This is a genomic window from Streptomyces sp. NPDC041796 (genome assembly GCF_055590785.1).
In genome coordinates, this window is record NZ_JBVJAH010000005.1 from 448,946 (window position 1) to 474,213 (window position 25,268).

At 72.6% G+C, this 25,268-nt stretch carries 25 protein-coding genes; 21 read left to right on the forward strand and 4 right to left on the reverse strand.

All coding sequences use genetic code 11. The annotated features are described in order from the left end of the window. Positions 1 to 15 precede the first annotated feature (15 nt). On the forward strand, positions 16 to 1,248 hold the full coding sequence (gene hemW, locus ACZ6C1_RS12820; protein WP_469240283.1) for a radical SAM family heme chaperone HemW: 1,233 nt from the start codon (positions 16 to 18) through the stop codon (positions 1,246 to 1,248). A 130-nt stretch (positions 1,249 to 1,378) separates the two neighbouring features. On the opposite strand, the gene ACZ6C1_RS12825 is transcribed toward hemW, so the two are convergent. Together ACZ6C1_RS12825 and ACZ6C1_RS12830 are read right to left on the reverse strand one after the other, a co-directional pair. After that, positions 1,379 to 2,179, reverse strand: a complete 801-nt coding sequence (locus ACZ6C1_RS12825; RefSeq protein WP_469240284.1) for a DUF3097 domain-containing protein — start codon at positions 2,177 to 2,179, stop codon at positions 1,379 to 1,381. Positions 2,180 to 2,189: 10 nt separating this feature from the next. Continuing rightward, positions 2,190 to 2,912 carry an MBL fold metallo-hydrolase gene (locus ACZ6C1_RS12830; RefSeq protein WP_469240286.1) on the reverse strand — a complete coding sequence of 241 codons (723 nt, stop codon included), beginning with the start codon at positions 2,910 to 2,912 and terminating at the stop codon, positions 2,190 to 2,192. Between the two features lie 167 nt (positions 2,913 to 3,079). Here ACZ6C1_RS12830 and hrcA point away from each other — a divergent pair, with 167 nt between their 5' ends. The 10 genes from hrcA to ACZ6C1_RS12880 all read left to right on the forward strand — a co-directional run bounded on the left by hrcA (position 3,080) and on the right by ACZ6C1_RS12880 (position 14,250). Continuing rightward, positions 3,080 to 4,096: a heat-inducible transcriptional repressor HrcA gene (gene hrcA, locus ACZ6C1_RS12835; RefSeq protein ID WP_351817260.1), complete on the forward strand. Its 1,017-nt coding sequence runs from the start codon at positions 3,080 to 3,082 to the stop codon at positions 4,094 to 4,096. Beyond that, positions 4,097 to 5,236 (forward strand): molecular chaperone DnaJ, encoded by a 1,140-nt coding sequence (dnaJ, locus tag ACZ6C1_RS12840; protein ID WP_336323870.1) that lies wholly within the window; start codon positions 4,097 to 4,099, stop codon positions 5,234 to 5,236. It begins immediately after the preceding gene. 46 nt (positions 5,237 to 5,282) lie between these two features. Next, entirely contained in the window at positions 5,283 to 6,359 is a 1,077-nt protein-coding gene (locus ACZ6C1_RS12845; protein ID WP_469240287.1) for a nitronate monooxygenase, read from the forward strand. After that, positions 6,356 to 7,093: a 16S rRNA (uracil(1498)-N(3))-methyltransferase gene (locus ACZ6C1_RS12850; RefSeq protein WP_469240288.1), complete on the forward strand. Its 738-nt coding sequence runs from the start codon at positions 6,356 to 6,358 to the stop codon at positions 7,091 to 7,093. Before ACZ6C1_RS12845 ends, ACZ6C1_RS12850 begins: the two co-directional genes overlap by 4 nt. 67 nt (positions 7,094 to 7,160) lie before the next feature. Continuing rightward, positions 7,161 to 8,459 (forward strand): ATP-binding protein, encoded by a 1,299-nt coding sequence (locus ACZ6C1_RS12855; protein WP_469240289.1) that lies wholly within the window; start codon positions 7,161 to 7,163, stop codon positions 8,457 to 8,459. Next, positions 8,456 to 9,577, forward strand: coding sequence for a tetratricopeptide repeat protein (locus ACZ6C1_RS12860; protein ID WP_469240290.1), 1,122 nt, complete (start codon positions 8,456 to 8,458; stop codon positions 9,575 to 9,577). Before ACZ6C1_RS12855 ends, ACZ6C1_RS12860 begins: the two co-directional genes overlap by 4 nt. A gap of 40 nt (positions 9,578 to 9,617) precedes the next feature. Continuing rightward, a complete protein-coding gene (locus ACZ6C1_RS12865) occupies positions 9,618 to 9,977 on the forward strand; it encodes a histidine triad nucleotide-binding protein (protein WP_469240291.1) in 360 nt (119 codons plus the stop codon). An 8-nt stretch (positions 9,978 to 9,985) separates the two neighbouring features. After that, the gene (locus ACZ6C1_RS12870; RefSeq protein WP_469240292.1) at positions 9,986 to 10,891 is read left to right on the forward strand and encodes a ribonuclease Z; all 906 of its coding nucleotides are present in this window, start codon (positions 9,986 to 9,988) and stop codon (positions 10,889 to 10,891) included. Positions 10,892 to 11,013: 122 nt separating this feature from the next. Then, positions 11,014 to 12,018 carry an adenosine deaminase gene (locus ACZ6C1_RS12875; RefSeq protein WP_469240293.1) on the forward strand — a complete coding sequence of 335 codons (1,005 nt, stop codon included), beginning with the start codon at positions 11,014 to 11,016 and terminating at the stop codon, positions 12,016 to 12,018. A gap of 147 nt (positions 12,019 to 12,165) precedes the next feature. Beyond that, entirely contained in the window at positions 12,166 to 14,250 is a 2,085-nt protein-coding gene (locus ACZ6C1_RS12880) for an MMPL family transporter (RefSeq protein WP_469240294.1), read from the forward strand. Here the strand turns inward: ACZ6C1_RS12880 and ACZ6C1_RS12885 are convergent. Continuing rightward, positions 14,241 to 15,569, reverse strand: coding sequence for an MFS transporter (locus ACZ6C1_RS12885; protein ID WP_469240295.1), 1,329 nt, complete (start codon positions 15,567 to 15,569; stop codon positions 14,241 to 14,243). The two genes, ACZ6C1_RS12880 and ACZ6C1_RS12885, sit on opposite strands and share 10 nt — an antisense overlap. 253 nt (positions 15,570 to 15,822) lie before the next feature. On the opposite strand from ACZ6C1_RS12885, the gene ACZ6C1_RS12890 reads away from it, so the two are divergent. The 5 genes from ACZ6C1_RS12890 (at position 15,823) to ACZ6C1_RS12910 (ending at position 20,217) form a co-directional block, all read left to right on the forward strand. Then, on the forward strand, positions 15,823 to 16,941 hold the full coding sequence (locus tag ACZ6C1_RS12890) for a carbohydrate kinase family protein (RefSeq protein ID WP_469240296.1): 1,119 nt from the start codon (positions 15,823 to 15,825) through the stop codon (positions 16,939 to 16,941). Positions 16,942 to 17,073: 132 nt separating this feature from the next. Next, positions 17,074 to 18,087: a PhoH family protein gene (locus tag ACZ6C1_RS12895; RefSeq protein ID WP_469240297.1), complete on the forward strand. Its 1,014-nt coding sequence runs from the start codon at positions 17,074 to 17,076 to the stop codon at positions 18,085 to 18,087. Positions 18,088 to 18,101: 14 nt separating this feature from the next. Continuing rightward, positions 18,102 to 18,599 carry an rRNA maturation RNase YbeY gene (ybeY, locus tag ACZ6C1_RS12900; protein ID WP_469240298.1) on the forward strand — a complete coding sequence of 166 codons (498 nt, stop codon included), beginning with the start codon at positions 18,102 to 18,104 and terminating at the stop codon, positions 18,597 to 18,599. Continuing rightward, complete coding sequence (locus ACZ6C1_RS12905) at positions 18,596 to 19,867, forward strand: hemolysin family protein (RefSeq protein WP_469240299.1); 1,272 nt, start codon at positions 18,596 to 18,598, stop codon at positions 19,865 to 19,867. The genes ybeY and ACZ6C1_RS12905 overlap by 4 nt, the downstream gene beginning before the upstream one ends. Then, positions 19,864 to 20,217: an MmcQ/YjbR family DNA-binding protein gene (locus tag ACZ6C1_RS12910; RefSeq protein WP_469240300.1), complete on the forward strand. Its 354-nt coding sequence runs from the start codon at positions 19,864 to 19,866 to the stop codon at positions 20,215 to 20,217. The genes ACZ6C1_RS12905 and ACZ6C1_RS12910 overlap by 4 nt, the downstream gene beginning before the upstream one ends. A gap of 45 nt (positions 20,218 to 20,262) precedes the next feature. Here the strand turns inward: ACZ6C1_RS12910 and ACZ6C1_RS12915 are convergent, their stop codons facing one another. Further along, positions 20,263 to 21,672 (reverse strand): MFS transporter, encoded by a 1,410-nt coding sequence (locus ACZ6C1_RS12915; RefSeq protein WP_469240301.1) that lies wholly within the window; start codon positions 21,670 to 21,672, stop codon positions 20,263 to 20,265. Positions 21,673 to 21,759: 87 nt separating this feature from the next. Here ACZ6C1_RS12915 and ACZ6C1_RS12920 point away from each other — a divergent pair, with 87 nt between their 5' ends. From ACZ6C1_RS12920 to era, 5 genes are all read left to right on the forward strand, one after another. Then, on the forward strand, positions 21,760 to 22,641 hold the full coding sequence (locus ACZ6C1_RS12920; protein ID WP_469240303.1) for a helix-turn-helix transcriptional regulator: 882 nt from the start codon (positions 21,760 to 21,762) through the stop codon (positions 22,639 to 22,641). A 120-nt stretch (positions 22,642 to 22,761) separates the two neighbouring features. After that, on the forward strand, positions 22,762 to 23,487 hold the full coding sequence (locus ACZ6C1_RS12925; protein WP_469240305.1) for a hypothetical protein: 726 nt from the start codon (positions 22,762 to 22,764) through the stop codon (positions 23,485 to 23,487). 27 nt (positions 23,488 to 23,514) lie between these two features. Continuing rightward, positions 23,515 to 23,868: a cytidine deaminase gene (locus ACZ6C1_RS12930; protein ID WP_469240306.1), complete on the forward strand. Its 354-nt coding sequence runs from the start codon at positions 23,515 to 23,517 to the stop codon at positions 23,866 to 23,868. Next, positions 23,868 to 24,317, forward strand: coding sequence for a hypothetical protein (locus tag ACZ6C1_RS12935; protein ID WP_469240308.1), 450 nt, complete (start codon positions 23,868 to 23,870; stop codon positions 24,315 to 24,317). The genes ACZ6C1_RS12930 and ACZ6C1_RS12935 overlap by 1 nt, the downstream gene beginning before the upstream one ends. Next, positions 24,295 to 25,245, forward strand: coding sequence for a GTPase Era (gene era, locus ACZ6C1_RS12940; protein ID WP_469240310.1), 951 nt, complete (start codon positions 24,295 to 24,297; stop codon positions 25,243 to 25,245). Before ACZ6C1_RS12935 ends, era begins: the two co-directional genes overlap by 23 nt. The last annotated feature ends 23 nt before the right edge of the window (positions 25,246 to 25,268 follow it).

A 25,268-nucleotide genomic window follows, 5' to 3' on the forward strand; every position in this document is an offset into this window, starting at 1 on the left:
CGGACAATGGGCGGTATGCCTTCCGTACTGCCCGATGGTGAGCCCATGCCCGAGGACGGCGCACTTCCCGCGTCCGCGCTGCTCGGGGCCGGTGAGCGGCCGCTCGGGTTCTATCTGCACGTGCCGTACTGCGCGACCCGCTGCGGCTACTGCGACTTCAACACCTACACCGCCACCGAGCTGCGCGGTTCCGGCGGCGTCCTCGCCTCCCGCGACAACTACGCCGCGACGCTCACGGACGAGGTGCGCCTGGCGCGGAAGGTGCTCGGCGACGACCGCCGCCCGGTGCGCACCGTCTTCGTCGGCGGCGGTACGCCCACCCTCCTCGCCGCCGCCGACCTGGTGGCGATGCTGGGCGCCGTCCGTGACGAGTTCGGGCTCGCGGACGACGCCGAGATCACGACGGAGGCGAATCCGGAGTCGGTCGACCCGGCGTACCTCGCGGAGCTGCGCGAGGGGGGCTTCAACCGGATCTCCTTCGGCATGCAGAGCGCCCGGCAGCACGTCCTGAAGGTGCTCGACCGTACGCACACCCCCGGGCGGCCGGAGCGTTGCGTCGCGGAGGCGCGCGCGGCGGGCTTCGAACACGTCAACCTGGACCTGATCTACGGCACGCCGGGGGAGAGCGACGACGACTGGCGGGCCTCGCTCGACGCGGCGATCGGCGCAGGACCGGACCACGTCTCGGCGTACGCGCTGATCGTCGAGGAGGGCACGCAGCTCGCCCGGCGCATCCGGCGCGGTGAGGTGCCGATGACGGACGACGACGTCCACGCGGACCGGTACCTGATCGCGGAGGACGTGCTCTCCGGGGCGGGCTTCTCCTGGTACGAGGTGTCCAACTGGGCCACCTCGGAGGCGGGGCGGTGCCTGCACAACGAGCTGTACTGGCGCGGCGCCGACTGGTGGGGCGCGGGGCCCGGCGCGCACAGCCACGTGGGGGGTGTGCGGTGGTGGAACGTCAAGCACCCGGGCGCCTACGCCGCCGCGCTGGCGGAGGGGCGGTCGCCGGGGGCGGGGCGCGAGGTCCTGTCGGAGGAGGACCGGCGGGTGGAGCGGGTCCTGCTGGAGCTGCGGCTCCGGGAGGGGTGCGAGCTGGCGCTGCTCAAGCCCGCGGGCCTGGCTGCCGCCGAGCGGGCGGTAAGGGACGGGCTCCTGGACGCCGGTCCTTACGCCGACGGGCGGGCCGTGCTCACCCTGCGGGGACGGCTGCTGGCCGACGCGGTGGTGCGGGACCTGGTGGACTGACCCGGGCCCCGCCCGCCAGGCGTCGCCCGCAGGCCCCGCCCGCCAGGCCCCGCCCGCCAGGCCACGCCCGCCAGGCGCCGCCCGCCGGGCCCGCCCCGCCCGCCAGGCCCCGCCCCGCACCGGGCAGCGCCTAGGGCGCCGTCACGAAGTCGATCAGCTCCTCCACCCGGCCCAGCAGCTCCGGCTCCAGGTCCTTGTAGGAGTGGACCTTCGAGAGGATGTGCTGCCAGGCGGCGCCCGTGTTCTCCGGCCAGCCCAGGGCCCGGCACACGCCCGTCTTCCAGTCCTGGCCGTGCGGGACCGAGGGCCACGCCCGGATGCCCACGGACGAGGGCTTCACGGCCTCCCAGATGTCGATGTACGGATGCCCCACCACCAAGGTGTGGGCGTCCGTGACCGACGCCGCGATGCGGGACTCCTTGGAGCCGGGGACCAAGTGGTCCACCAGGACCCCGAGCCGGGCGTCCGGGCCGGGGCCGAAGTCCCGGACGACGGCCGGGAGGTCGTCGACGCCCTCCAGGTACTCGACGACCACGCCCTCGATGCGCAGGTCGTCGCCCCACACCCGTTCCACGAGCTCCGCGTCGTGCCGGCCCTCCACGTAGATGCGCCCCGCACGGGCGACACGCGCGCGTGCACCCGGGACGGCGAGGGAGCCCGAGGCGGTGCGCGACGGGCGGGAAGGCCCCGCAGACGGGCGTACCAGCGTCACCGTACGGCCCTCCAGCAGGAAGCCCCGGGGCGTCAGCGGGAACACCCGGTGCTTGCCGAACCGGTCCTCCAGGGTGACCGTCCCCGCCTCGCAGCCGATCACCGCCCCGCAGAAGCCGGTGCTCACCTCCTCGACCACCAGGTCCGGGTCGGCGGGTACCTCCGGCACCGGGGCCGAACGCTTCCAGGAAGGCGTCAGGTCAGGGTCGTAAGCGCGCATCCGCCAGACGCTACGACACCCTGAACCGCCGGGCCAGCTCATCGCGTTGGGCGCGTACGAAAGCGGCGTCCACGACGGCCCCGTGCCCCGGCACGTACACGGCGTCCTCGCCGCCCAGCTCCAGCAGCCGGTCCAGGGCGGCCGGCCAGCGTGAGGGGATGGCGTCCGGCCCGGCCTGCGGGTCACCCGACTCCTCCACCAGGTCACCGCACAGCACGACCTCCCGGTCGCCCGGCACGAGGACGGCCAGGTCGTGGCCGCTGTGACCCGGCCCCACATTCGCCAGCAGCACCTGCCGCCCGCCCAGCTCGAGCGTCCACTCGCCGGACACCAGGTGGTGCGGCGCCACCAGGACGTCCGTCGCCTCCACGGCGTCCTTCTCGGCCACCCCGTGCCGTACGGCGTCGCCGCGCAGCGCGTCCGGGTCCTTGGTCAGCACGGCGTCGATGCCGACCGCCCCGTACACCTCCGTCCCCGAGAACGCCGCCGTGCCGAGGACATGATCGAAATGGGGGTGGCTCAATGCGATATGCGTCACTCTCCGGCCGCCCATCAGCGCCTGCGCCTGCGCGCGGATCCCGGCGCCCTCACGGAGCGTCGCGCCCGTGTCGTACAGCAGAGCGCCGTCCTCGCCGACCACCAACGCGGTCGTCGCGTCCCACACCGGCAGCCTCTTGCGGCCCACGCCGTCGGCGAGACGCTCCCAGCCGAACTCTTCCCAACTGACGTCCATACCGCGACGCTATCCGCAACCACCAGCGCAGTCGCGCGGTAGCGTGGTCGGCCGCTCTTGCTAGGGCCGTACCCCGGAGCCGTACACTTGCCGGGGGAAGGTTGGCACTCGGGCAAGGTGAGTGCCAGCGACGCAGAAGGAACCACAGCCAGCTGGAGGTGCGCGCGATGCTCAGCGAACGCAGACTCGAGGTGCTGCGCGCCATCGTCCAGGACTACGTGGGCACCGAGGAACCCGTCGGTTCCAAGGCCCTCACGGAGCGTCACAACCTCGGCGTCTCGCCCGCCACCGTGCGCAACGACATGGCGGTGCTGGAGGAGGAGGGCTTCATCGCCCAGCCCCACACCAGCGCGGGCCGCATCCCCACCGACAAGGGCTATCGCCTCTTCGTGGACAAGCTCGCCGGCGTCAAGCCGCTGTCGTCGCCGGAGCGGCGCGCCATCCAGAACTTCCTGGACGGTGCCGTCGACCTGGACGACGTCGTCGGCCGTACGGTACGGCTGCTCGCGCAGCTGACCCGGCAGGTCGCGGTGGTGCAGTACCCGTCCCTGACGCGCTCCACCGTGCGTCATGTGGAGCTGCTGTCGCTGGCCCCCGCCCGGCTGATGCTCGTCCTGATCACCGACACGGGCCGTGTGGAGCAGCGCATGGTCGACTGCCCCGCGCCGTTCGGCGAGACGTCCGTGGCCGACCTGCGGGCGCGGCTGAACAGCCGCGTCGTGGGCCGGCGCTTCACGGACGTACCCCAGCTGGTGCAGGACCTCCCCGAGTCCTTCGAGGCGGAGGACCGGGGGACCGTCTCCACGGTCCTCGCCACCCTGCTGGAGACGCTGGTGGAGGAGACCGAGGAGCGGCTGATGATCGGCGGCACCGCCAATCTCACCCGCTTCGGGCACGACTTCCCGCTGACGATCCGGCCGGTGCTGGAGGCGCTGGAGGAGCAGGTGGTGCTCCTGAAGCTGCTCGGCGAGGCCAAGGACTCGGCCATGACCGTACGTATCGGGCACGAGAACGCCCACGAGGGCCTCAACTCCACGTCCGTCGTCGCGGTCGGCTACGGTTCGGGCGACGAGGCAGTCGCCAAACTCGGCGTGGTCGGACCGACCCGCATGGACTACCCCGGAACGATGGGAGCGGTACGCGCAGTGGCACGTTACGTCGGACAGATCCTGGCGGAGTCGTAAGTGGCCACGGACTACTACGCCGTACTCGGCGTACGCCGCGACGCGTCCCAGGACGAGATCAAGAAGGCGTTCCGGAGGCTCGCCCGCGAGCTGCACCCGGACGTCAACCCCGATCCGAAGACGCAGGAGCGGTTCAAGGAGATCAACGCCGCCTACGAGGTGTTGTCGGACCCGCAGAAGAAGCAGGTCTACGACCTCGGCGGCGACCCGCTGTCCGCCTCCGGCGGCGGTGCGGGCGCGGGCGGCTTCGGCGCGGGTGGCTTCGGCAACTTCTCGGACATCATGGACGCCTTCTTCGGTACGGCGTCCCAGCGCGGCCCCCGGTCACGTACACGGCGCGGCCAGGACGCGATGATCCGGCTGGAGATCGACCTCAACGAGGCGGCCTTCGGCACGACCAAGGACATCCAGGTCGACACGGCCGTCGTCTGCACCACCTGCTCCGGTGAGGGCGCCGCGCCCGGCACGTCGGCGCAGACGTGTGACATGTGCCGCGGCCGTGGCGAGGTCTCCCAGGTCACGCGGTCCTTCCTGGGCCAGGTCATGACCTCCCGCCCCTGCCCGCAGTGCCAGGGCTTCGGCACGGTCGTCCCGACCCCGTGCCCCGAGTGCGCGGGCGACGGCCGTGTCCGGTCCCGTCGTACGCTCACGGTCAAGATCCCGGCCGGTGTCGACAACGGCACCCGCATCCAGCTGGCCGGCGAGGGCGAGGTCGGCCCCGGCGGCGGTCCGGCCGGTGACCTGTACGTCGAGATCCACGAGCTGCCGCACCCGGTCTTCCAGCGGCGCGGCGACGACCTGCACTGCACGGTGACCATCCCCATGACGGCGGCCGCACTGGGCACCAAGTGCCCGCTGGAGACGCTGGACGGGCTGGAGGAGGTCGACGTCCGGCCCGGTACGCAGTCGGGTCAGTCGATCCCGCTGCACGGGCGCGGTGTGACGCACCTGCGCGGCGGCGGACGCGGCGACCTCATCGTGCACGTCGAGGTCCAGACGCCGTCGAAGCTCGACCCCGAGCAGGAGCGGCTGCTGCGGGAGCTGGCGAAGCTGCGCGGCGAGGAGCGGCCCACGGGACAGTTCCAGCCGGGGCAGCAGGGTCTGTTCTCCCGACTGAAGGACGCGTTCAACGGGCGGTGAGCCCTCTGGGTTCGGTGCGGGTGCGGGGGCGTGACACCATGCGTGCATGTCCTCCGCACTGACCGATCTCTGCCGGTACCCGATCGTGCAGGCCCCCATGGCGGGTGGCGCCTCCTGTCCGCAACTCGTGGCGGCCGTGTCCGAGGCCGGCGGCCTGGGGTTCCTGGCCGCCGGGTACAAGACCGCCGACGGCATGTACCAGGAGATCAAGCAGGTACGCGGGCTGACCTCGCGGCCCTTCGGCGTCAACCTGTTCATGCCGCAGCCCGGGCACGCCGACCCTGCCGCGGTGGACGTGTACCGGCACCAGCTCGCCGGTGAGGCCAACTGGTACGACACCCCCCTGGGCGACTCCGACGCGGGGCGGGACGACGGGTACGAGGCCAAGCTGGCCATCCTGCTGGAGGACCCGGTCCCGCTGGTGTCGTTCACCTTCGGGTGCCCGACCCGCGAGACCGTGGCCGCGTTCGCGCGCGCCGGGACGGTCACCGTCGTGACGGTGACGTCGCCCGAGGAGGCGCAGGCCGCGCAGCAGGTGGGCGCCGACGCCGTGTGCGTCCAGGGCATCGAGGCCGGCGGGCACCAGGGCAGGCACCGCGACGACCCGGAGACCGGCGGCGCCGGCACGGGGCTGCTGTCCCTGGTCTCGCTGGTGAAGGAGACCGTGCCGCTGCCGATCGTCGCCGCGGGCGGCCTGATGCGCGGCAGCCAGATCGCCGCGGTCCTCGCGGCCGGCGCCGAGGCCGCGCAGCTCGGCACCGCGTTCCTGGTGTGCCCCGAGTCGGGCGCGCACGCCCTGCACAAGCAGGCCATGACCAACCCGCTGTTCACCCGCACCGAGCTGACGCGGGCGTTCTCCGGCCGCCCCGCCCGGGGCCTGGTCAACCGGTTCATGCACGAGCACGGCCCCTACGCCCCGGCCGCGTACCCCGAGGTGCACCACCTGACGAGCGGGCTGCGCAAGGCCGCGGCCAAGGCGGGCGACCCGCAGGGCATGGCGCTGTGGGCCGGGCAGGGCCACCGGATGGCGCGCGAGCTGCCCGCCGGACGGCTGGTGGAGGTCCTGAACGCCGAGCTGGGCGCCGCGGTGGCCGCCCTCGCGCTGCGGGGCGCCGCGTCATGACCGCGCCCGTCTTCCTGGTCGACCACGTACCGGCGACCGCCGGAACCGTCACCCTCGACGGACCCGAGGGGCGCCACGCCGTCTCCGTACGCCGCATGCGCGTCGGCGAGGAGATCGTCCTCACGGACGGCGCCGGCACCGGCGCGTACGGCACGGTCGCGGCCGTCGAGGGCAAGGACCGTCTCGACGTGACGGTGACCGAGGTACGCGCCGAACCCGAGCCCACCCCTCGTATCACCGTGGTCCAGGCCCTTCCCAAGGGCGACCGGGGCGAGCTCGCGGTGGAGACCATGACCGAGACGGGTGCCGACGCGATCGTGCCGTGGGCGGCGTCCCGGTGCATCACGCAGTGGAAGGGTGACCGGGGCCTGAAGGCGCTCGCCAAGTGGCGGGCCACCGCGCGGGAGGCGGGCAAGCAGTCGCGCCGCCTCCGCTTCCCGGACGTCGCGGACGCCGCCACCACCAAGCAGGTCGCCCGGCTGCTCGCCGAGGCGGACTTCGCCGCCGTCCTCCACGAGGAGGGCGCCCAGCCGCTGGCCACCGCCGAACTGCCCACCACCGGCCGGATCGTGCTCGTCGTGGGCCCCGAAGGGGGCGTGTCGCCCGACGAGTTGGCGGTGTTCGCCGAGGCGGGCGCCAAGCCCTACCGGCTCGGTCGCACCGTGCTGCGCACGTCGACCGCCGGGACGGCCGCCACCGCCCTGCTGCTGGGACGCACCGGCCGCTGGTCCTGAGGCGGCCCGCGCCGGGGACGGCAGGGGCCCCGGATCCGGTGTCGTACCGGGTCCGTAAGGTGGCGGCATGTCCGACGAGTCTCCCCTCCTCCGCAGCCTCCGCACCGCCGTCGCCGCCGCGCCCGACGACGTACCCCTGCGGCTGCACCTCGCCGAACTCCTCCTCCAGGCAGGGCGGAACGACGAAGCCGTGACCGAGGCGGCCGTCGCCCTCCAGCACGCCCCCGGTGACCCGGACGCCCGCGCGCTGATGGCCCGCGCCATGGGCATGCCGCCCGCGTCCCCGCCGGCGCCGCAGGCCCCGCACACGCCGCCGGCGCCGCAAGCCCCGCCGACGGCTCCGACTTCCCGGCCCCGCGAGGACTTCGACTGGACGGCCGCCGAGCGGGAGGTCGGCGACATCGTGCCGCCCCGGTTCGTCGACGGCACCGAGGCGCCCCTCACCGTCGACGGCCACGGGGACGACCCGGGTGACGCCGAGGCCTGGGACGTCGACGCGCCCGGCGCCGTACGGCTCGCGGACGTCGGCGGCATGCAGGAGGTCAAGGACCGCCTGGAGGCCGCCTTCCTCGCGCCCATGCGCAACCCCGAGCTGCGCAAGCTGTACGGCAAGAGCCTGCGCGGCGGACTCCTGCTGTACGGGCCTCCCGGCTGCGGCAAGACGTTCATCGCCCGCGCGGTCGCCGGTGAACTCGGCGCGAACTTCCTGTCGATCTCGCTCAGCGACATCCTCGACATGTACATCGGCGCCTCCGAGAAGAACGTCCACGACATCTTCGAGACCGCCCGCGCCCAGGCCCCCTGCGTCGTCTTCCTCGACGAGCTCGACGCGCTGGGCGCCAAGCGCAGCCGCAGCCACCACAGCGGGCTGCGCAACGTCGTCAACCAGCTCCTCACCGAACTGGACGGCATCGCCGCCGACAGCAACGACGGCGTGTTCGTCCTCGCCGCCACCAACGTCCCCTGGGACGTGGACATCGCCCTGCGCCGCCCCGGCCGCCTCGACCGCACTTTGCTGGTGCTCCCCCCGGACGCCGCCGCGCGCGACGCGATCCTCCGCTACCACCTGCGTGACCGCCCCATCGAGGCGGTCGACCTGGGCAAGCTCGTCAAGGCCACCGAGGACTTCTCCGGCGCGGACCTCGCCCACGTCTGCGAGACCGCCGCCGAGGCCGCGCTGCTCGACTCGGCCCGCACCGGCACCGTACGGATGATCAACATGAAGGACCTGATGGGCGCGGCCAAGCAGATACGGCCGTCCACCGAGCCCTGGTTCTCGGCCGCCCGCAACGTGGCGACGTTCGCCAACGACGGCGGCATGTACGACGACCTCCTCGCGTACCTGAAGAGGAAGCGCAAGCTGTGACCACCCCGCCCACCCCGCCCGCCTCGCAGGCGCTGACGCTCGACCGGGCCGAGGCGCTCTACGACCTGGAGCGGTACGAGCAGGCCGCCGCCCTCACCGCACAGCACCTCGCCCAGAACCCGGACGACGCACGGGCCCTCGCCCTGCTCGCCCGCTGCCGCCGCCACCTCGGTGACCGCGCCGAGGCGCTGCGCCTGGCCGACGAGGCGCTGCGCGCCGACCCCGAGCTGCCGTCGGCATGGTTCCTGCGCGCCGACCTGCTGGCCCACGGACCGGTGAACGGGCCCCAGTGGGCGGCCGCGGAGGACGCCGCCCGGCGCGGCCTCGCCCTCGTACCGCACCACTGGAGCGGCTACCACGTGCTCGGCACGATCCTCTCCCGCTCGGGGCACCCGGCGCGGCTCCGCGAGGCGTACGCGCTCGCCGTCCGCTCGGTCGAGCTGGGCCCGGAGGAGGACGCCACCCACTTCCTGGTCGGCCTGACCGCCTATCAGCTGAAGGACTACCGCACCGCCGAGAAGGCCTACGAGACCGCGCTGCGCCTCAACCCCGAGAGCAGCGAGGCCCACAACAACCTGTCGCTGCTGCACCTGCGCCGCCGCTGGTTCCGGCGCGGCGCGTGGACCAGGGCCGCCGAGGGGTTCGTCGACTCGGCCGCGCTCGACCTGGAGGACCGCGAGGCCCGGTTCAACCTGGAGACCATGGCCTGGGGCACCGCCGCGGGCGCGCGCTGGGTGGCCCTCGCCGGGTTCATGGCCGCGGGCATCGGCTCCGCCCCCCTGCGCACCGGGGGCAGCGGGGCGGGCGCGATCACCAGTGAGCTGATCGGCATCGGCGTGGTCCTGGCGCTGTGGACCGCCTGGTTCCTGTGGATGCGGCGGCGCGTCGCGCCACGCCTGCGGCGCCCCATGCTGCTGATCTCCCGGAAGTGCCCTCCGGTGCTGTGGATGGCCGGGGCGGTGGGTCTGCTGGGCCTGCACTCGCTGGTCACGCTGGCGCTGCCGAGGGCGGGCGCGGGCGTCGTCGCCGGGTTCGGCGCGCCGCTGTTCTGGGGCGTGGTCATCACGTACTGGGTCAGCCGGTCGGCGCTCAACAGACGCGCGCCCGGCCGCCGATAGAGTGCCCTCGTACACAGCCGGTGACAGAAAGGACCAGGACATGGCCGGAGAGCCGCAGAGCGACTGTCTGTTCTGCAAGATCGTGGCGGGGGAGGTCCCGGCCACGATCGTCCGTGAGTCGGAGACGACCGTCGCCTTCCGCGACATCAACCCGCAGGCGCCCACCCACGTCCTGGTCATCCCCAAGGCGCACTACCGGGACGCCGCGGCGCTTGCCGCCGGGGCCCCCGAGCTGGCGGCGGACGTCCTGCGCGAGGCCGGACACGTCGCCGAGGACGAGAAGGTCGACGGCGTCGGCTACCGCATCGTCTTCAACACCGGCACCGGCGCCGGTCAGACCGTGTGGCACGCGCACGCCCATGTGCTCGGCGGCCGCGGCCTCAACTGGCCTCCCGGATAGGACGCCGGATGTCCGTCCGTGAACTCGTCGTGCTGGGCACCGCCAGTCAGGTGCCCACCCGGCACCGCAACCACAACGGCTACCTGCTGCGCTGGGACGGCGAGGGCATCCTCTTCGACCCGGGCGAGGGCACCCAGCGCCAGATGCTGCGCGCCGGGGTGGCCGCGCACGACATCGACCGCATCTGCGTCACGCACTTCCACGGCGACCACTCCCTGGGCCTCGCCGGGGTGATCCAGCGCATCAACCTCGACCAGGTCCCGCACCCGGTCACCGCGCACTACCCGGCGAGCGGGCAGCGCTTCTTCGACCGGCTGCGGTACGCGACCGCCTACCGCGAGACGGTGAAGCTGGTCGAGGCGCCCGTCGCCGACGACGGCGCGCTCGCCACGACCTCCGCGTACACCCTTGAGGCGCGCCGCCTCTCGCACCCCGTCGAGTCCTTCGGCTACCGGCTCACCGAGCCGGACGGGATCCGGATGCTGCCCGGGAGACTCGCCGCGCACGGCATCAAGGGCCCGGACGTGGGCCGTATCCAGCGCGAGGGCGCGCTGGGCGGGGTGCGCCTGGAGGACGTCAGCGAGGTGCGGCGCGGGCAGAGCTTCGCGTTCGTCATGGACACCCGGCTGTGCGACGGTGTCCACGCGCTCGCCGAGGACTGCGACATGCTGGTCATCGAGTCGACGTTCCTCGACGAGGACGCCGTCCTGGCCGAGGACCACGGCCACCTGACGGCCGGTCAGGCCGCCGCGGTGGCCCACGCCGCGGGTGTGCGTCACCTCGTGCTCACCCACTTCTCGCAGCGCTACAGCGACCCCGACCTCTTCGAGCAGCAAGCGCGGGCGGCCGGTTTCGACGGTGAGCTGACCGTCGCCCAGGACCTCATCCGCGTCCCCCTCCCCAAACGCCGGTAGGGCCACCACATCAGTAAGGCCACCACGCCAAGTAAGGCCACCGGCCACCACACCGGTAAGGCACCACGCCAGCCAGTAAGGCACCACGCCCGTAAGGCACCACGCCAGTAAGGCCACGCACCATGCACCTGCCCGAAGCGCTCCCCAAAGCGGAACTTCACCTCCACATCGAGGGCACCCTCGAACCCGAACTCGCCTTCGCGCTCGCCGCGCGCAACGGGGTCGAGCTGCCGTACGCCGACACCGAGGAGCTGCGCAAGGCGTACCTCTTCAGCGACCTGCAGTCCTTCCTGGACCTGTACTACGGGCTGATGGCCGTGCTGCACACCGCCGACGACTTCACGGAGCTCGCCGACGCCTACCTGGAGCGGGCCGCGCGGCAGGGCGTACGGCACGCCGAGATCTTCTTCGACCCGCAGGCGCACACCGAGCGGGGCGTGCCCATCGGCACGGTGATCGAGGGGCTGGCGCGGGCGCTGGAGCGGAGCGAGGAGCGGCACGGCATCTCCACGCAGCTGATCACGTGCTTCCTGCGTGACCGGTCGGCCGAGTCGGCGATGGAGACGCTCCGGGCGGCGGAGCCGTACCTGCACCACATCGTGGGCGTCGGCCTGGACTCGGCCGAGGTAGGCCACCCGCCGGCGAAGTTCGCCGAGGTGTACGCGGCGGCGGGCGAGCTCGGCCTCCGCAAGGTGGCGCACGCGGGCGAGGAGGGCCCGCCCGCGTACATCCGCGAGGCGCTGGACGTCCTGGGCGTCGAGCGGATCGACCACGGTCTGCGGGCCATGGAGGACGCGGAACTGGTGGAGCGGCTGGCACGGGAGCGGGTGCCGTTGACGCTGTGCCCCCTGTCGAACGTCCGGCTGCGCGCCGTCGACGTCCTGGAGGACCACCCGCTGCCGTCGATGATGGCGGCGGGGCTGCTGGTGACGGTCAACTCCGACGACCCGGCGTACTTCGGCGGGTACGTCGGTGACACCTTCCACGCGGTCCACGAGGCGCTGGGCCTCGGCCAGGAGCGGCTGCGCGAGCTGGCCCGCAACTCGTTCGTGGCGTCGTTCCTGGACCACGACGAGGAGCGCAGGGCGCGGTACCTCGCCGAGGTGGACGCGTACGAGTTCGACTAGCGGGAAGCCGCCGGCGGCCTGCTCGGCGTTCCTCCGGCGCAGCGGCACGGCAAAGGGCTGCAACCCGATCGGGTCGTCGACCGGAAGGGAAGGCGATGGATCTCGTCGATGACCTGACTGGTAGGGACACCCCATGAGGAGCACGCCGTGACGAACACCCGGGGCCGGGTCCGCTGGATCGTGCCGCTCGCGCTGCTGCTGGTGTGGCTGGGCATCGGCGGGACGCTCGGGCCGTACGCGGGCAAGCTGGGCGAGGTCGCCACGAACGACCAGGCGGCGTTCCTGCCGCGGAGCGCCGAGTCGACGAAGGTCCTGGAAGCCCGCAAGGCGTTCGAGGCATCGGCGTCCGTCCCCGCCATCGTCGTGTGGACGGCCGACGGGGCCCGGGTGACCACCGGGCAGCGCGCGGCTACCACCCGGGCGGTCGCCGACCTCGCCGGCCGGCCGGGCATCACCGCCGCGCCCTCGCCGGCCATCGTCTCCGACGACGGCGAGGCGCTGCAGGCGGTCGTCCCGCTCGCCCCCGACCTGGGCGACAAGCTACCGGCGGTGCTGGACGAGGTGCGGCGGGCGGCGCAAGCGGTACCGGGTGCCTCGGTCCACATCGCCGGACCCGCGGCCACCCAGGCGGACCTGTCCGACGCGTTCGCCGGTATCGACGGACTGCTGCTGGGCGTGGCGCTCGGGGCGGTCCTGCTGATCCTCCTGCTGGTCTACCGCAGCGTGCTGCTGCCCCTGGTGATCATCGTCAGCGCGGTGTTCGCCCTGGGTCTGGCCTGCGCGGTGGTGTACGCGCTGGCCGACCGGGGCGTGGTCCGGGTGGACGGCCAGGTCCAGGGGATCCTGTCGATCCTCGTCATCGGGGCCGCGACCGACTACGCGCTGCTGCTCGCGGCGCGTTTCCGGGAGGAGCTCGCCGCACGCGGTGACCGGACGAGGGCCGCGCGGGCCGCGGTCCGCCGGTCGGCCGGAGCGATCACCGCCAGCGCGGCGACCGTGGCGCTCGGTCTGCTGGCCCTGCTGGCGAGCGACCTGACGAACAACCGGGCCCTCGGGCCGGTGGGCGCGATCGGCATCGTCTGCGCGGTCCTCGCCACCCTGACCTTCCTGCCGGCCGTTCTGGTCCTGCTGGGCCGAGCCGCCTACTGGCCCGCCACGCCCAAGCCCGCCGACGCCACCGCCGAGGGCCACGGAGTGTGGCGCCGCATCGCCGCGGTGATCGACCGGTCGCCGCGCCGGGTGTGGGTGTCCACCGCGCTGGTGCTCCTGGTCCTCGCCGGGTTCTCTCCCGCCCTGTCGTCCAAGGGGGTGCCGCTGGACGAGATCTTCGTCAATGACGCGCCCTCGGTCGCCGCCCAGCAGACCCTCGCCCGGCACTTCCCCGGCGGCTCGGGCAACCCGGCCGTCGTCATCACCGACGCCGACCGGGCCACCGAGGTACGGGCGGCCGCCGAGGGCACCGACGGCGTCGCCACGGTCACCCCCGTCACCGCGAGCGGCCGACCGGGCACCGGGGCCCCGCTCGTCGTGGACGGACGGGTGCGCCTGGACGCCACACTCGGCGCGCCCGCCGACAGCGACGCGGCGAAGGACACCGTCCAGCGGCTGAGGGAGCGGGTGCACGCGGTGCCGGGCGCCGACGCGCTGGTCGGCGGCTATACGGCCCAGCAGTACGACACCCAGCGAACCTCCGCCCGCGACCGCGCCGTCATCGTCCCGGTCGTCCTGACCGTCATCCTGCTGATCCTCGTGCTGCTGCTGCGCTCCCTGCTCGTGCCCGTCCTGCTGGTGGCGACCGTCGCCCTCAACTTCTTCGCCACCCTGGGCGTGTCCGCGCTCGTCTTCGAGCAGCTCCTCGGCTTCAGCGGGACGGACGCCTCCGTGCCGCTCTACGGCTTCGTGTTCCTGGTCGCCCTGGGCGTGGACTACAACATCTTCCTGATGTCCCGTGTACGCGAGGAATCCCTCACCCACGGCACCCGTCAGGGCGTCCTGCGGGGGCTGACCACCACCGGAGGGGTCATCACGTCCGCCGGTGTCGTCCTCGCCGCGACCTTCGCCGCGCTGATGGTGATCCCGCTGGCCTTCCTCGTCCAGATCGCCTTCATCGTCGCCTTCGGCGTCCTGCTGGACACCCTCGTCGTCCGTTCCCTGCTGGTACCGGCCCTGGTGATCGACATCGGCCCGCGTGCCTGGTGGCCCAGCGCCCTCCGGCTCCCGCGTCAGGCCTGAGGCCCCGACGGGCCCGCCTGGCGGTAGGCGCGGCGGCGGACCAGCAGGGGGGCCAGGGAGCGGACGGGGAACTCCGTGACCGGCTGCTCCGGCGCGCCGATCTGCGGGGCGGCCAGACCGGTCGCCGCACCCGTGGTGCCCGCCACGACCGCCGCGGGGGCACCGCCGCGGCGGCGGACCGCGCCCGGCACGAGCGGGCGGCCCGAGGTGTGCAGGGCCACGGCGGTCAGCGGGACGGCGAGCAGCAGCAGGAGGGCGCCCAGCACCAGGCCCATGCCCGGGTAGCCGGCCCGTTCCGACAGGACGCTGCCGACGACGGGGCCGCAGGCCACGCCCAGCGAGGACGCCGAGCCGGCGAGAACCGCCCACCGGCCGCGCGGGTCCAGGGAGGCGGCCAGACCGATCAGGTACGACAGGACCACCGGGTAGCAGGCGTTCCACAGGATCTCGCCCGCAGCGAAGGACACCAGGCCCTCGGCGGCGGAGCTCAGCACGATGCAGCCGGCGATCACGACCGTACCGAGGCCGATCGGCACCGCCCGCCCGAGCCGCGCACCCAGCGCTCCCGCCGCCGTGACGCCCAGCAGCCCGGCACCGAGCGCCGCCGCGAACACCGCGCCGACCGTCACCTCGCTCAGGCCCGCCTGGGTGAGTCCGATCCGGCCGCTGACGCCCCACAGGGCGTTCTGCGCCATGGACCAGCACACCATCGCGCCCGCCAGCACCAGGCCCGCGCGCGGCCGCGGCAGCGGCGCGCCGGCCTCCCGGACCTCGCCGGTGTCGTGACCGGTCTCCAGCCGGCCCGTCGCGGGCCACACGGCCGCCGCGACCAGCGCGAGCGACGCGAACGGCAGCGCGTGCCCGCCGCCCAGGTGCGGAAGCGTCAGGTACAGGGCACCGGCGGTGGCGGACACCGACAGCAGGCCGAGCGTGGAGGCGCGGTGCGGATCGCGCTGCCCCGCGATCCCGGCCGCGGCGACCGCCGTCGCCGTACCGGAGCCGAAGCCGCCGAGCACCGCGCCCGCCACGACCAGCGGTACGGCGGAGGTGAGCGCGGCGCAGCCGTAGCCCGTGAGGGCCACCAGCAGGCCCGCGCGGGCCAGTCGGCGCGGTCCGTACCGTTCCACGCGCGACGCGAGCGTGAAGCCCGCGGCGGCGGAGCCGAGGAGCAGACCCGAGCCGACCAGACCGGCCTGGGCCGGGGTCAGGCCGAGACCGGCGGAGAGCCGGCCGACGACGGTCGGAAGGAGGTACGCGGCGAGGTAACCGGCCGTGAACACGGCGACGAGCGGCCACAGGGCGCGCGGGCGCGAGGGCATGGGCGTTCCCGAACAGGGAGAGGGGAGAAGGGGGGAGCGCCCGGTGTCGTACGGGAACGTGCACGGGAACGCGGGCCAATTTGTATCAAGCGGGCCGGTCGCACGAGAAGGCGGGACGGCGTGATCCAGGTCACATGGTGTTTGCGCCGGTCGGGGCCGGGTAAGAACACATGTTTTCCCGGGCCGACGCCCGTCGCGAACGGCGAGAATCGGGCACACTGTCCTGATCCGTACCGCGACCGGGGAGCCCGCCGTGACCACATCCCGAGGAGAGCAGCAGCAGCGGCAACACACGGCCGGAATCGACCCGTTGGACGCGCTGCGCACCCCCGCCGATCCCGATTACGACGTGTTCCTCACCGGGACGGTGTTCCTCGACATCATCTTCACCGGACTGGACAGCGCCCCCGTGCGCGGCACCGAGACCTGGGCGCGCGGCATGGGCTCCAGCCCCGGCGGCGTCGCCAACATGGCCACCGCCCTCGCCAGGCTCGGCCTGCGCACGTCCCTGGCGGCGGCCTTCGGCGACGACCACTACGGCGAGTACTGCTGGGACGCCCTGGAGCAGGGCGAGGGCATCGACCTGTCCCGCTCGCGGACCGTGCCCGGCTGGCACTCGCCGGTGACCGTCTCCATGGCCTACGAGGGCGAACGCACCATGGTGTCCCACGGACACGAGGCCCCGCCGCTGGACGGCTCCCTGCCCGCGTCACCGCCACGCGCGCGTGCCGCCGTCGCGTCCCTCGCACCCGGCCGCCCCGAGGAATGGGTCGGCGACGCCGCCCGCCGGTCCACCCGCATCTTCGCCGACACCGGCTGGGACGAGACCGGCCGCTGGGAACTGGCCGCCCTGCCGGACCTGGACCACTGCGAGGCGTTCCTGCCCAACGCGGAGGAGGCGATGCGCTACACGCGCACCTCCTGTCCGCGCGCCGCCGCCCGCCTGCTCGCCGAGAAGGTGCCGCTCGCCGTCGTCACCCTCGGCGCCGAGGGCGCGTACGCCGTGGACGGCGCGACCGGCGAGACCGCGGAGGTCCCGGCCATCGAGGTCGCCGCCCTCGACCCGACCGGTGCGGGGGACGTCTTCGTCGCCGGATTCGTCACCGGCACGCTCGCCGGATGGCCGCTCGCCGACCGGCTCGCCTTCGCCGGGCTGACCGCCGCCCTCTCGGTGCAGGAGTTCGGCGGGTCGCTGTCCGCGCCGGGGTGGGCGGAGGTCGCCGCCTGGTGGAACTACGTCCAGGGCTGCTCCGGCCAGGACCCGCACGCCCTGCACCGGTACGCGTTCCTGGAGTCGCTGCTGCCCGCCCCCATCAGGCCCTGGCCGCTGCGGCGGGCCGTGCCCACGATCGGCTTCGGCCGGTCCGCGTAAGGCCCGGCCCGGCCGCGGAGGCGGGAAAAGCCTTCGGGGTTGTCAGCGCCACGACGTACGCTGGATGTCCAGAGGTTGTCGAGCAGCGAGAACCCTGCAGCGGGAGGTATGTGCAGGCCTGAGAGCCGGCCCATGACGCAGACACCCACAGCCCAGACCCAGCAGGCGCGAGCCCACTTCACCGTCCCTGCCAAGCACCCCATGGTGACCGTGCTCGGCTCGGGAGACGCCCTGCTGCGCGTGATCGAAGAGGCGTTCCCGGCCGCCGACATCCATGTCCGGGGCAACGAGGTCAGCGCGGTCGGACCGGCCGCGGAAGTCGCTCTGATCCAGCGCCTGTTCGACGAGATGATGCTGGTGCTCCGCACCGGGCAGCCGATGACGGAGGACGCAGTGGAACGCTCGATCGCCATGCTCAGGGCGAGCGAGAACGGCACGGCCGAGCCCGGCCAGGAGAGCCCCGCCGAGGTGCTCACCCAGAACATCCTCTCCAGCCGCGGCCGCACCATCCGCCCCAAGACGCTCAACCAGAAGCGGTACGTCGACGCCATCGACAAGCACACGGTCGTGTTCGGCATCGGCCCCGCCGGCACCGGCAAGACGTACCTGGCCATGGCCAAGGCGGTCCAGGCCCTGCAGTCCAAGCAGGTCACCAGGATCATCCTGACCCGGCCGGCCGTCGAGGCGGGCGAGCGGCTCGGCTTCCTGCCCGGCACGCTCTACGAGAAGATCGACCCGTACCTGCGCCCGCTGTACGACGCGCTGCACGACATGCTCGACCCCGACTCGATCCCCCGCCTGATGGCGGCGGGCACGATCGAGGTCGCCCCCCTGGCGTACATGCGCGGGCGGACGCTCAACGACGCGTTCATCATCCTCGACGAGGCGCAGAACACGAACCCCGAGCAGATGAAGATGTTCCTCACCCGGCTCGGATTCGACTCCAAGATCGTCATTACCGGCGACATCACCCAGGTCGACCTGCCGGGCGGCACCAAGAGCGGTCTGCGCCAGGTCCGGGAGATCCTGGACGGGGTCGAGGACGTCCACTTCTCGATGCTCACGTCGCACGACGTCGTACGGCACAAGCTCGTCGGCCGTATCGTCGACGCGTACGAGAAGTACGACAACCAAAACGGGAAGTAGAGCGCACCAGCACCATGTCGATCGACGTCAACAACGAGTCCGGTACCGAGGTCGACGAGCAGGCGATCCTCGACGTCGCCCGGTACGCCCTCACGCGGATGCGCATCCACCCCCTCTCCGAGCTGTCGGTGATCGTGGTGGACGCGGACGCGATGGAGCAGCTGCACATCCAGTGGATGGACCTGCCGGGCCCGACGGACGTCATGTCCTTCCCGATGGACGAGCTTCGCCCGCCGTCCAAGGACGACGAGGAGCCCCCGCAGGGCCTGCTCGGCGACATCGTGCTCTGCCCGGAGGTCGCCGCCAAGCAGGGCCAGGACGCCCCGACGCAGCACTCCATGGACGAGGAGCTCCAGCTCCTCACCGTCCACGGAGTGCTGCACCTGCTCGGGTACGACCACGAGGAGCCGGACGAGAAGGCCGAGATGTTCGGTCTCCAGGCGGCGATCATCGACGGCTGGCGGGCGGAGAAGGGTCTGACGGGCCCCTCCCCGGCGCCGACCGTCTCATGACCGCCCAGCTGATCCTCGGCGCGGTCGCGCTGGTCGTGGTCGCCTGGCTCGCCGCCTGCGCGGAGGCGGGCCTGGCCCGCGTCTCCAGCTTCCGCGCCGCAGAGGCGGTACGGGTGGGGCGGCGCGGTGCCGCCAAGCTGGTCCAGGTCGCCTCCGACCCCACGCGGTACCTGAACCTGGCGCTGCTCATCCGGGTGGCGTGCGAGATGGCGGCCGGGGTGATGGTCACCTACGTCTGCCTGAACGAGTTCGACGAGACCTGGTCCGCCCTGCTGGTCGCGATAGGCGTGATGGTGCTCGTGTCGTACGTCGCCGTCGGCGTGTCACCCCGCACCATCGGCCGCCAGCACCCGCTGAACACCGCGACCGCCGCCGCCTACGTCCTGCTGCCGCTGGCCCGTGTCATGGGCCCGGTGCCACAACTGCTGATCCTCATCGGCAACGCGCTCACGCCCGGCAAGGGCTTCCGCAAGGGCCCCTTCGCCTCCGAGGCCGAACTGCGCGCCATGGTCGACCTCGCCGAGCAGGAGTCCCTGATCGAGGACGACGAGCGGCGCATGGTCCACTCCGTCTTCGAGCTCGGCGACACGCTCGTACGCGAGGTGATGGTCCCCCGCACCGACCTCGTCTCCATCGAGCGGTACAAGACCATCCGCCAGGCACTGACCCTCGCGCTGCGCTCCGGCTTCTCCCGCATCCCGGTGACCGGGGACAACGAGGACGACGTCGTCGGCATCGTGTACCTGAAGGACCTCGTCCGCAAGACCCACATCAACCGGGACTCGGAGGCCGACCTGGTCTCCACGGCGATGCGCGCCGCGACCTTCGTACCCGACACCAAGAACGCGGGCGACCTGCTGCGGGAGATGCAGCAGGAGCGCAACCACTGCGCCGTGGTCATCGACGAGTACGGCGGCACGGCCGGCATCGTCACGATCGAGGACATCCTGGAGGAGATCGTCGGTGAGATCACCGACGAGTACGACCGGGAACTGCCGCCCGTCGAAGAGCTGGGAGAGGGCCGCTTCCGGGTGACCGCGCGGCTCGACATCGGCGACCTGGGCGAGCTGTTCGGCCTCGACGAGTACGACGACGAGGACGTCGAAACGGTCGGCGGCCTGCTCGCCAAGGCCCTCGGCCGGGTGCCGATCGCCGGCGCTTCGGCGGTGGTCGACCTGCCGGACGGCCGGTCCCTGCGCCTGACGGCCGAGTCCCCGGCGGGCCGCCGCAACAAGATCGTCACCGTTGTCGCGGAGCCCGTGGCATGACCCCGGACCAGCTGCGGGCGTTCTGCCTGTCCTTCAACGACGCGGTGGAGGACTTCCCGTTCGGCCCGGAGACGTCGGTCTTCAAGGTCGCGGGCAAGATGTTCGCGCTCTCCGCCCTGGACGTCCGGCCGTTCACCGTCAACCTCAAGTGCGACCCCGAGATCGCGCTCCGGCTGCGCGCCGAGCACCCGGCGATCGTGCCGGGCTGGCACATGAACAAACGCCACTGGAACACGGTCACCGTCTCCGGCCTCCCGGACCGCCTCGTCCGCGAACTGGTCGAGGACTCCTACGACCTCGTCGTCGCAGGCCTGCCGAAGGCCACCCGCCTCCGCCTGGACCGCCCGTAGCACTGGAGCCCCGTCGCGCTACCGCACCTGGGCGGCGGGGCCCGCCTAGGTGCGGCGGGCCCTCGTGGAGAGGCCCACGCCCACCAGCAGGGCGGAGACGAGGACGATGGCCGCGTCGACCGCCAGAACCGTGCGGACGCCGCCGAAGAGATCGCCGTGGGTGGTGGCCAGCACGCCCAGCAGCGGGATCCCGACCGTGAGGGCGACCTGCTGCGTGGTGGTGACCAGACCCGTCGCCAGGCCCTGCTCCTCGTCCGGCACACCGGACGTCACCGTCAGCCCGTACGAGATGATCGCGCCCAGGTGGAACACGCTCGCCAGCGAGACGCCGACGGTCGCCAGCAGCGCACCCGACTCCGGCCCGATGCCCAGCAGCAGCGCCACGAAGAACCCCTGCCCCAGCAGTGAGCCGACCAGCGCCCGCCGGGCGCCGAAGCGGCCGATCACCCTCGGAGCCAGCGTTCCGGCGACCACCGACAGAGCACCCTGCACACCGAAGACGAGACCCGTCGCGAAGGCCGACAGCCCCAGGGTCTCCTGGAGGTACAGCGTCAGGACGAAGACGACGACGCTCATCATCGAGAAGGTGACCAGCCCGCCGAGGTTCCCGAAGGCCACCGTCCGCCGGCGCAGCATCGGCAGCGACACCAGCGGAGCCTCGGTCCGGGACTCCACGACGACGAACGCCACCAGCAGGACCACCCCGGCGACCAGAGTCACCCGGACGTCGGCGCCACCGAAGCCGTGCTCGGCCGCCGTCGACAGGGCGTAGATCAGCGCCAGGAGCCCGCCGGTGACGGTGACGGCGCCCGGAACGTCGAGGCGGGGCCGGTCGGGCGTGCGGGACTCGGGAAGCAGGCCCGGCGCCAGCGGCAGCACGATCAGAGTGAAAACGGCCAGCAGCCCCATCGTCGAGCGCCAGCCCAGCGTGTCGGTCATGACGCCGCCCAGCACCATGCCGACGGTGAAGCCCAGCGACATCAGCGTGCCGCTGATACCGAGCGCCCGGTCACGCAGCGGCCCCTCCGGGAACGTCGTCGTCAGCAGCGACATCCCCGTCGGCACGATCACCGCCGCCCCCAGCCCCTGGAGCGCCCGCCCCGTCAGGAACGACGCCGGGTCCCAGGCGAACGTCGCCAGCAGCGACGCGCCGCCGAACACCACCAGTCCCGTCAGGAACAGCCTGCGCCGCCCGTACAGGTCGGCGATCCGCCCGAACAGCAGCAGGAACCCGCCCGACGGCAGCGCGAACGCGGTGACCGCCCACTGCAGCGCCGACTGGCCGAGCCCCAGGTCCTTGCCCAGGACGGGCAGCGCCACGTTCAGCACGGAGAAGTCGAGCGCCACCATGAACTGGGCGGCGCACAGCACGAACAGGATCAGTTTGCCGCGGCGGTTCAGCCGCTCGGGCGAGGGTGCCGCGGCACGGCCGCGCACGGAAGTGTCGATCGTCATGCCCCGACCCTCCGTCCACCGAAGCCGCCGCGGGGAGCGGGCACTTATCCTGTTGGCCGCACCACCAGGCAGGGGGAGGACGACGGGGTGACAGCGACCGAAAGCGCGAGCGCCAAGGCCCACCGGCTCGCGGAGCTGCGCGCGTTCCTCAGGAGCCGTCGCGCCCGCGTCACACCCGTCGAGGCGGGACTTCCCGGCGGCGCCCGGCGCCGTACTCCCGGCCTCCGCCGTGAGGAGGTCGCCGTCCTCGCGGGCGTCGGGGTGTCCTGGTATCAGTGGCTGGAGCAGGGCCGGGACATCACCGTGTCCCCGCAGGTGCTCGACGCGGTGGCGCGGGTGCTCCGGCTGAGCCCCGCCGAACGCCGCCACCTCTACGTACTGGCCGGGCTCAACCCGCCGCCGCCCGAGGTGGATCCGGACCAGCGGGACATGTGCGACGGGCTGCGGCGGCTGATCGACGCGTGGATGCCGTACCCCGCGCACATCATGGACCGGTACTGCAACACGGTCATGTACAACGACTCGGCGACGACCGTGCTCGGTATGCGTCCCGGCATGCCGCAGAACGGCGTCATCGCCTTCTTCACCGACCCCCTCTACCGGTCGCGTTCCAAGAGCTGGGCCCGCAACGCCCCACAGCTCGTCGCCCAGTTCCGGGCGGCGTGCTCGGAGTGCCCCGACGACGAGGGCTTCCGCGACGTGGTGGAGGAGGCGAAGGCCGCCAGCGCGGAGTTCGCCGAACTGTGGGAGCGCCGTGACATCGCCCCGGCGGGCCAGGTCCACAAGGAGCTGGAGCACCCGGTGGTCGGCACGCTGCACGTGGAGTCGACCCAACTGCGCGTTCCCGCCCGGCCCGACCTGACGATCGTGCTGCACACCCCGCTCCCGGAGGCGGACACGGCGGCGAAGCTGGAGTGGCTGGCGAGCCCGGAGGGGCGGCGGAAGGCCATGTGCACAGTGGCGGGGTGAGGACAGTCCTGTGCCCTTCTCGTGATCTCCCTGTGTGTATTCTCAGCGCGGCCGATCAACGGCGGGGAGGGGGGAACCGCAGCTCCCCAGGACATCACTTCTAGGGGAGAACACACCCTCATGCGTACTCACATCCGTCGCGGCATCGCCGTCGCGCTCACCGTTTCCGCGCTCACCTTCACCGCCGCGTGCGGTGGCTCCTCCGACGACAAGGGCGGCGACAGCGCGGCCAAGGGCAAGGACAAGGCCGCCGAGCAGCCGGCCGAGAAGCCCGCGGCCACCCCGCTGACGGCCGAGCAGATGAAGGCCGGCATCCTGACGGCCGCCGACCTGCCCAAGGGCTGGAAGGAGGAGGCCGCCCCCAGCACGGACGACCAGGCCAAGGCCGAGAAGCCCGAGTGCCAGCCGCTCGCCCAGCTCATGTCCGACAAGATCGACGGCGCGACCATGGGCGGCAACCAGGAGTTCGCGAGCGCCGACGGCACCAGCCTGCTCGCGCAGCAGATCTTCAGCATGCAGGGCACCGGCGCCGCCGACTTCGTCAAGAGCGTCGAGACCGCCACCGCCGCCTGCGCCACCTTCACCATGGTCCAGGACGGCCAGCCGGTTCCGGTCAAGGCCGCCGCGCTGCCCACCGTCAAGACCGGCGAGTCGTCCACGGGCGTCCGCCTGACCATGGAGATCCCCGAGCTCAAGATGAAGCTCGAGTCCGACGTTCTCATCGCCCAGCAGGGCACCGGCGTCATGCGGCTCGCCTACGTCCCGATGAACGGTGAGGGCCACAAGGCGTTCGACGACCTCGCCAAGCGCGGTGGCGAGAAGTTCGTCAAGGCCGCCCAGGGCTGAAACTGATCGCGGACTTATCCTCGGGGCATGACTCAGACCACCGACCTCGGCCCCGAGGACCGCAAGATCATCACGCTCGCGCGCAGCGCCCGAGCCCGTAACGGCGTGCCCGAGGGCGCGGCGGTGCGGGACGAGACCGGGCGTACGTACGTCGCCGGGACCGTCGCTCTGGAGTCGCTGAACCTCAGCGCGCTCCAGACGGCGGTCGCGATGGCCGTGGCCAGCGGCGCGAAGTCGCTGGAGGCCGCGGCCGTCGTCACCGAGGCCGGCGCCGCCTCGGACGCGGACCGCGCCGCCGTCCGCGACCTGGGCGGCCCGGCCACCCCGGTGCTGGTGGCGGGCCCGGACGGCGAGCTGCGTGCCATGGTGAGCGCCGGCTGATGGGCGTCACGGGGGAGAAGACCGGGGGTCCGACCTACCCCTGGATCGTCCTGACCGTCGGCGCCGTCGGCTTCGTGCTCAACCTCGTCGACTGGATCGTCGAGGGCGGCCTGGAGCCCTACCACGCGTTCCCGGCGCTGCTCATGCTCTGGGCGGCGGCCGACCTGCTCAAGGCGGCCCGGCCTGCCGCGGCGCGCGCGGCGCAGGGCGTGGCGGGAGTGCTCCTGGTCACGGCCGGTCTCGCCGCCGGCGTCCCGGCGGCCGTCGCCCTCGTACGGGGCGAGCCGGTCGACTGGCTCGATCTCGTTCTGGGCGTCCTCACCGCCCTCTACGCCGCGTCCGCGATCGCCGCCCTGGTGGCACGGCGGCGTTCCCGGGGGCCCGCGGAGGAGCCGCGGTACGTGACGGGTGCCCGCATCGGGGAGAATGGCCGTCATGAGCGCTCGTAACCCAGAAACCGAAACCGCCCACCGGGCCGGTTTCGCCTGCTTCGTCGGCCGCCCCAACGCGGGCAAGTCCACCCTCACGAACGCTCTGGTCGGCCAGAAGGTGGCGATCACCTCCAACCGGCCGCAGACCACCCGGCACACCGTGCGCGGCATCGTGCACCGCCCGGACGCGCAGCTGATCCTGGTGGACACCCCGGGCCTGCACAAGCCGCGCACGCTGCTGGGCGAGCGGCTCAACGACGTGGTGCGCACCACGTGGGCGGAGGTCGACGTGATCGGCTTCTGCCTGCCCGCCAACGAGAAGCTGGGCCCCGGCGACCGGTTCATCGCCAAGGAACTGGCCGAGATCAAGAAGACCCCGAAGGTCGCCATCGTCACCAAGACCGACCTGGTGGACTCCAAGACCCTCGCCGAGCAGCTCATCGCGATCGACCAGCTCGGCAGGGAGCTGGGCATGGAGTGGCAGGAGATCGTCCCCGTCTCGGCGGTCGGCGACAAGCAGGTCCAGCTCGTGGCCGACCTGCTGATCCCGCTCCTCCCCGAGAGCCCGCCGCTCTACCCCGAGGGCGACCTCACGGACGAGCCGGAGCAGGTCATGGTCGCCGAGCTGATCCGCGAGGCCGCGCTGGAAGGCGTACGCGACGAGCTGCCGCACTCGATCGCGGTGGTCGTGGAGGAGATGATCCCGCGGGAGAACCGCCCGGCGGACAAGCCGCTGCTGGACATCCACGCCAACGTCTACATCGAGCGCCCCAGCCAGAAGGGCATCATCATCGGCCCCAAGGGCCAGCGCCTGAAGGAAGTCGGCACCAAGTCCCGCAAGCACATCGAGGCGCTGCTCGGCACCCCCGTCTTCCTCGACCTGCACGTGAAGGTCGCCAAGGACTGGCAGCGGGACCCCAAGCAGCTGCGGAAGCTCGGCTTCTAGACCGTCACGGCGGGGGTCACGCC